We start from the raw sequence: 7,077 nt of genomic DNA, 5'->3' as shown, positions 1-7,077 counted from the left end.
GAAATGAAGTTTAAATATACATTTGAAAGATAAAACCCTACTAAAGAAATATTAATTAACTTCTATAGTAGGGTGGCCGTCAGGCCATTTTGTTCAATACTGGAAAACTGAGAAAAGATCCAGTATATTATAAAAATCTGGAAAAGAAATTAGCTTAAGAGGAGGCTGAGTTATGGTAGAACAGAATTCAAAAGATTTTTTGTCAACTTTAACTAAAAATGACCTCACTGAAATCAGACAGTACTGGGAGTTTGGAGGAATCGGTTAGTGAATTAATAAAAGTCCTTGCTCAAAGGATTAAATCTCAGCTGATCTGTCTGGGCAAAAAAATTAATAAGATTTAATCTATAAACTATTTTTTGGAAGAGAATAACTTGATTGAAAAGCTGAATTATTTTAAATCAAAGCTGATTAAAAAATTTACAGGGACTGATTATATGCAGATTAATAAATATCTATTAATATTGTTTATTTTAATTTTTCTTATTTTGCCAATAAGAGTTGGGGCTGAATCTCCTTCACTTAGAAATATAGCACTTGACTCAAAAATATATGATTATTTGAGCTATTTAGAAGCAAAAGGAGAAATATCTCCAGTATTTACTGGTTCATTTCCATTAAGCTATGCTGAAGTTGAGCAGGTACTTATAGAACTGGGAAAAAAGAATGAATTAACTTCAGTTCAAAATAGAATATATAATTACCTTGCTCAGGAATTAAAAGCCGGTAGTTCTTTAGCTGATAAGTTTTATTACAGCAATCAGCTTAACGGTCGCTTTTTAAATAACTCAGAGGATAATGACTCTGGTCTTAATTTAAAGTCAGCAATCTGGACAGGGCCTAATGAACACTTTTTTGCAGAAACAAGACTTGAATTAACTGCAGGCAGAAAAGGAAACTATGGAGGCTTATCACTATATCTGGGATTCAACTGTAGGAGAAGATAGAAAGGAAGATTATGGTACAGCTGAAGCAGGTCCAAAAACAGCATTTTTAACAGGGGTTTATCTGCCCTTTGAAGTAGAAAAGCTCTTTTACAGCTTCAAAGCACAATACACTGAGTTTGATCATACAACTTACACCTTTCCCTATGATCAGGATCTTGTTTATAAGTATGGAGAAAGCTGGCTCGGCCACTGGGGAGGTCCTGATTCAAAGTCATTGGTGCTTGAGCTGAAGGGAGATTATGCAAATGGATGGGAAGCTAAAATGAGTTATACAGCTTTAAAAAAAGGAGTAAAGATTAGTCCGGAAAAAGACCTTGATATTTATACCCTTAGAGCTGCTAAATCTTTAAATAAAAATAAGAAAATAACAGCCTATCTGCAGAGAAGTATTGGTGATGATTTTTTAAAGGCGAAGCTGATACTTTTGCTTTAGAATATTAGTATAATTTTTAACTAATTATCTGTTACTAGTATTTTATTAAAAGAAATCGAATATTAAATTAATGTTGATTCTCCTACTGCTGGATAAAAATTCAGTTAGTAGGAGTTTTGTTTAACTAATATCTTATTTTTTGATAAAGTTAAATGTTAAAATCTATATCTAAATATAAAAAAATAAAAAATATTTTTAAAATTATGCAGGAAAACTAAAAACAATAGAGAATAAATATAATATCATGTCTATACAAAGATTTATTTTTGTATATACAAGAAGTGTTGGGAGGGAATTATTATGCTGAACAGAAATTCAGACAAACCTCTTTTTGAACAAATAAAAGAGGAAATAATGGAAGAAATCAAAAATTTGGAGCCACATTCTAAGATTGAATCTGAACCAAACTTAGCTGAAAAATATAAGGTTAGCAGAGGTACAGTCAATAAAGCTATAAATGAATTATCAAATGAAGGCAGATTATATAGAATTCCTAAAAAAGGAACTTATGTTTCTAATAGAAAAATTAAAAGAAGTTTTGAAAAATTACCAAGTTATAGTGAAGATATTAAAAATAGAGGTTTTAAACCGGGAGCTTTATTAATTGAGTTAGAAAAAATAGTTCCAAGTGTTAAAATAAAAAGCATTTTAAATCTCGGCACTAATGGTCTTGTTTGGAAGATTAAAAGAATTAGAACAGCAGATGAAGATCCACTACTATTATCCACATCTTATTTACCAGTAGAACTTGTACCTGAGATTACACGAGAGGAAGTCCTGGGCTCTTTATACCAGACTTTAGAAAAAAAATATGGAAATAGACCTTTATGGGCACATGAAGTTTATACTGCCGTTAGTGCAAATACAGTAAATGCATCATTATTAAATATTAAAGAAGGAAGTGCTTTAATATTTTCTGAAAGAATCTCTTATAACGGAAAAGAAAGACCAATTGAATATGCTGTAAGTTATATAAGAGGTGATGTTTATGAAATACACATAGATATCAATCACCCTGAATTTAATAGTCAGAAAGAGCTCAGAACTAATAATTTGGAGGAAGATAAAAATGAATAAAGAGCTTTTTATGGGAATTGATGTTGGGACTTCAGCTGTAAAAATTTTAGTTGCAGATAGACAGGGTAGTATAGTTAGTTCAGGAAGTAGTTCTTATAAGATAGATAAAATAAAAGATAATTATGCTGAACAAAATCCTGAAATTTGGTGGCAAGCTGTAAAAAAAATTTTAAGTAACTTAGATTGTAATTTAAAGGATGTAAAAAGTATTGGAATGTCGGGACAGTTAAATGGGATTGTTTCAATTAAAGAAAATGGTGAAATAGTTAGAAATGCTATCATCTGGTTGGATCAAAGAGCAGAAAAAGAAGTTGAGTATTTAAATAATAACTATCTTGACAAAATAAAAAAATATACTTATAGCAAGCCAGGTACCATCTATAGTTTAACAAAGCTATTATGGTTAAGAAATAATGAAGAAGAAAACTTTAAAAATACATATAAATTTTTGGCGGTAAAGGATTATATAAGCTATAAATTAACAAATAATTTTGTTACAGATATGTCAGATGCTGGTGCAGCTCAACTCCTTAATTTAAATAAGAGAGATTGGTGTTATGAGATTTTAGAAGAAATAGTTGATTTAAACAAGCTGCCAGAACTTTTGGAGTCACCAGATTTAGCTGGAAAAGTAACTGAGAAAGCAGCTGAAGAAACAGGTTTTAAGATTGGTACTCCAGTCATCGTAGGAGCAGGAGATATGGCTGCTCTCGCACTTGGAACAGGTGTTGTAAAGCCGAATACTGCCTGTGCTACTATTGGAACTGCAGGTCATACAGCCGCCTTTATTGAAGAACTCCCAAAGGAGATGGATGATAGGCTTTGGGTAATGTGTCATGCTGTCCCTAATAAGTATTTTTGGCATGGGTTGGTAATGACGGGTGGTTATTGTCTTTCCTGGTTTATCAACAATTTTGCTTCTTTAGAAGAGAAAAATTCAGCCAATTCAGATAATAGTATTTTTGACATATTATTGAATAGACTCTCTAAAATTGAAGTTGGAAGTAATGGTATAATTTTTCTTCCCTTTTTAAATGGTGAAGCTACTCCTGGCAAGGATTCTAAAGCGAAAGCTGCTTTTTTAGGTATTGAGTCTAGCAGTGATCGATTGGAAATGGCACGTTCAGTTTTAGAAGGCGTTTGTTATAATTTTAAAGAATCTTTTGAAATATTTGACGAAATAAATAATTTGAATATTAAAGAAGTTATGATTGGTGAAGGAGGGAGTCAGAATAGCTTGTGGCCCCAAATTATGGCAGATGTTTTAGAAAAAGAAGTTTTGAGTTTTAAAGAATTAAATTCATCTGCTCTCGGAGCAGTAATTTTGGCAGGTGTAGGAGCAGGCTATTGGGATACATTTACAGATGCTGTTGATAATTTTTGCAAAATTAAAGAAATAAAAAATTATGATGAACTTAATTCTAAAAAATATGAGAAATATTATGGATTATATAAGCTTGCCAAAAATAATCTTAAAGAATTTAATAGTGAATTACAAAATATTAGGAGGAATTTAAATGACTGAAAATAAAATGAATAATCAAATTGAGTATATGAAACGTCCAGAAGTTGAAGCAGCTTTTGAAAAATATAATACAGTTATCTTACCAATTGGAGCAACAGAGCAGCATGGACCTCATATGCCTTATGGAACAGATACCTATCTTGCTCATGAAATGTCGGTACGATTAGCAAAAAAAATTAAATCTTTAATACTTCCAGCTATGCCTTTTGGATATTCCTGGGTCTGGAGAGATATTCCTGGTTCAGTAGTTATTTCTGTAGAACATGTAAAAGGTATAGTAAAAGATATTGCTCACAGTATGGCAAGAAACGGTATGGAAAAGATGATAATTATTAATGGTCATGGGGCTAATGATTCTGCACTTAAATATGCTGTTAGGGAACTTTCTGACGAAATAAATATGGAAATTTACTATTTTACTTATCCTGGTCTTAAGGAAGCAAGTAAGCATTCAGAATCTGAAAAGTGGCATGGAATGGTTCATGCCTGTGAATTGGAAACATCCTGGCTTCTTACTGTTTACCCTGAATTATGTGATATGGATAAAGCGGTTAAGGAATATCCTAATGATCGTGAGGCAGTAAAATATCATAATTCTTCATTACCAATGGGTGCTTTGAGCAATAGTGGTGTTTTTGGAGATGCAACTAAAGCAACAAAAGAAAAAGGGGAGGTGATGATGGAAGAATTAGTTAATTACATGTTTGATATTTTAGAGGGGAAATAAATAAGGGGGTTCATTTATGTTAGAAAAAAATATTTTGGTTAAATTATTCGTTGCAGTCTTTATTTTAGTAGTTATTTTTTCTGCTCCTGTTTTTGCAATGACATCTGCGGAAATAAGTTCTCAAGTTGAAGTTAAAGGTTGGAAGTATGTAATTGATGCATCAGAAGAAATGGTTGATACAGCAAAATTCAAAAAAGATGGTCCATATACTATCGGTTATGTAACAATTTTTATGTCAAATTCCTGGTCTACTCAGATGAAGGAAGAGATAATGGTTGAAGCAGAAAAACAAGAAATGGTAGAAAGCATTGTACATCTTGATGCCCAATTAGAAGTTGCTAAACAAATTTCTGCAGTTGAAGACCTTGTGGCAAAAGGTGTAGATGCAATTGTTATTGATCCTGTATCTCCACAGGCAATGCAGGGTGTACTTACTATGGCACAAGATAATGGAATCCCAGTAATTGCAATTAGTAGTCAGATTCCTTTAGAACAGGTTACAGCCTGGGTTGGAAGAGACGATAAAGAATATGGTAGAGTGACAGCACAATGGCTTGTAGAAGAACTCGGCTATAAAGGTAATATTGTTGCGCTTTCTGGAATAGCTGGTAATCCAGTAACAGAACAAAGATGGGCTGGAGCAGAAGAAGTATTTAAAGAAAATGAAGATATAGAAGTTATTACAAGAGAATTTGCAGATTGGGGTTTTGCTCAGGCAAAATCTGCAATGGCAAATATTTTATCAGCTTATCCTCAAATTGATGCAGTATGGTCTGGTGGAGGAGCAATGACTCAGGGAGCAATGGAAGCATATAGTGATGCAGGCAGAGAAATGATACCTATGGTTGGTGAAGCAAACAATGGATTTTTGCTTGACTGGATTGAAGCAAGTCAAAATGGGTTTAGTAGTATAGCATTTAATAACCCAACGAGTCATTCAGCAATTGGACTTAAACTTGCTCTCAAAGCATTGAATGGTGAGCCCATACCTGAGCAGCTTAATGTTACTGCTCCATATATATTTACACTTCAAGACGCAGAAAAATATGCAGATGAAAATCTTGAAGACGGTTATTGGGTAGGAACTACTTTAAGTAGAGAAAAAATAGAAGAGTTATGGAGTAAGTAATATAAATAGTCAATAGAGAGGGATTATTCCCTCTCTAAAAAGTTCTTATCTTTGGGGAGTGAAGAAATTGAATTATAATTATTTATTAGAAATGAAGGATATAAGCAAATTTTTTCCAGGGGTCAAAGCTCTTGATCAGGTTAATTTTTTCTTAAAAGAAGGAGAGGTCATTGGTCTTTTAGGTGAAAATGGTGCTGGCAAAACAACTTTAATGAATATCTTAAATGGGGTTTTACCTGCAGATAAAGGATATGTTAAAATCAAAGGTGAAAAAGTTAAAATTAAAAATCCTACTGAAGCTCAGAAGTTAGGTATTGCATATATTCATCAAGAATTAAATTTAATTGATGAACTTTCAGTTAGAGAAAATTTATTTTTGGGTAGAGAAGTCAAAAAAAAATTTGCTTTAATTGATAAAAACGAGATGAATAAATTAAGTGAAAAAGCTTTATCTAATTTAAACTTAAATATTGATCCAGAAGAAAAAGTAGAAAATTTACCACTTGCAATTAAACAGATGATTGAAATTGCCAGAGCTTTAATGTTTGAAGCGGATATTATAGTTATGGATGAGCCTACTTCTTCCCTTACTAGTGAGGAAATTGAAGTTCTATTTAATTTAATTGAAAAACTAAAGAAAGAAAATAAATCTATTATATATATTTCTCATAGGATGGAAGAAATATTTGAAATAACTGATAAAGTAACAGTTTTAAGAAATGGTGGTTATGTAGGAAGTAAAGTAACAGAAGAAACAAATCATGATGAATTAGTTAAAATGATGGCTGGAACTGAGGTAGAAAAACGTTTTTTTAAAGAAAAATATTCTTTAGAAGAAAAACTATTTGAAGTAAAGAATCTTAATGGCGAGAAAATATTAAAAGATATTAGTTTTGATGTTAAAAAAGGAGAAATACTTGGAGTAGCAGGTTTGATGGGTTCAGGAAGAACTGAACTTTTAGAAACCATTTTTGGTATTTATTCTCCTGATTCAGGTGATTTAAGATTAAATAATCAAGAATATAAAATAAAATCTCCTAAACATGCTATTAATAAAGGGATTGCATATATTGCAGAAGATAGAGAGGGTAAGGGTCTTTTTCTTGATTTTTCATTACTCAAAAATATTTATTTAACTTATGTTCACTAGCATTGCATAAAAATATTTAAGCATTGTCAAATTTAAGTTATAGATAAAGTATACTATCTACAGAATATTCAGTCACAACCTTATCCATT

At 31.6% G+C, this 7,077-nt stretch carries 7 protein-coding genes; all 7 read left to right on the top strand.

The window, feature by feature from the left end:
• The first annotated feature begins 488 nt into the window (after positions 1–488).
• The 7 genes from DFR80_RS14785 (at position 489) to DFR80_RS14755 (ending at position 6,988) form a co-directional block, all read left to right on the top strand.
• Positions 489–947 (top strand): hypothetical protein, encoded by a 459-nt coding sequence (locus tag DFR80_RS14785; RefSeq protein WP_158537740.1) that lies wholly within the window; start codon positions 489–491, stop codon positions 945–947.
• Positions 901–1,380 (top strand): hypothetical protein, encoded by a 480-nt coding sequence (locus DFR80_RS14780; RefSeq protein ID WP_114490452.1) that lies wholly within the window; start codon positions 901–903, stop codon positions 1,378–1,380. Before DFR80_RS14785 ends, DFR80_RS14780 begins: the two co-directional genes overlap by 47 nt.
• 300 nt (positions 1,381–1,680) lie before the next feature.
• A complete protein-coding gene (locus DFR80_RS14775) occupies positions 1,681–2,457 on the top strand; it encodes a GntR family transcriptional regulator (RefSeq protein WP_114490451.1) in 777 nt (258 codons plus the stop codon).
• Positions 2,450–3,982 carry a xylulokinase gene (gene xylB, locus DFR80_RS14770; protein WP_114490450.1) on the top strand — a complete coding sequence of 511 codons (1,533 nt, stop codon included), beginning with the start codon at positions 2,450–2,452 and terminating at the stop codon, positions 3,980–3,982. Before DFR80_RS14775 ends, xylB begins: the two co-directional genes overlap by 8 nt.
• Positions 3,975–4,709, top strand: coding sequence for a creatininase family protein (locus tag DFR80_RS14765; RefSeq protein WP_114490449.1), 735 nt, complete (start codon positions 3,975–3,977; stop codon positions 4,707–4,709). Before xylB ends, DFR80_RS14765 begins: the two co-directional genes overlap by 8 nt.
• A 16-nt stretch (positions 4,710–4,725) precedes the next feature.
• Positions 4,726–5,838, top strand: coding sequence for an ABC transporter substrate-binding protein (locus tag DFR80_RS14760; protein ID WP_114490448.1), 1,113 nt, complete (start codon positions 4,726–4,728; stop codon positions 5,836–5,838).
• A gap of 67 nt (positions 5,839–5,905) precedes the next feature.
• Positions 5,906–6,988 (top strand): sugar ABC transporter ATP-binding protein, encoded by a 1,083-nt coding sequence (locus tag DFR80_RS14755; protein ID WP_114490447.1) that lies wholly within the window; start codon positions 5,906–5,908, stop codon positions 6,986–6,988.
• The last annotated feature ends 89 nt before the right edge of the window (positions 6,989–7,077 follow it).

The organism is Halanaerobium sp. ST460_2HS_T2, assembly GCF_003337665.1.
GTDB classification, from domain to species: Bacteria; Bacillota; Halanaerobiia; order Halanaerobiales; family Halanaerobiaceae; genus Halanaerobium; species Halanaerobium kushneri.
The sequence above is the reverse complement of the archived record's forward strand: the minus strand, read 5'-3'. Positions and strand labels throughout refer to the sequence as shown.

Coding starts and splice junctions, on each gene's coding strand:
- DFR80_RS14780 (WP_114490452.1), top strand. CDS start 901: ATGGAGGCTTATCACTATATCTGGGATTCAACTGTAGGAGAAGATAGA.
- DFR80_RS14775 (WP_114490451.1), top strand. CDS start 1,681: ATGCTGAACAGAAATTCAGACAAACCTCTTTTTGAACAAATAAAAGAG.
- xylB (WP_114490450.1), top strand. CDS start 2,450: ATGAATAAAGAGCTTTTTATGGGAATTGATGTTGGGACTTCAGCTGTA.
- DFR80_RS14765 (WP_114490449.1), top strand. CDS start 3,975: ATGACTGAAAATAAAATGAATAATCAAATTGAGTATATGAAACGTCCA.
- DFR80_RS14760 (WP_114490448.1), top strand. CDS start 4,726: ATGTTAGAAAAAAATATTTTGGTTAAATTATTCGTTGCAGTCTTTATT.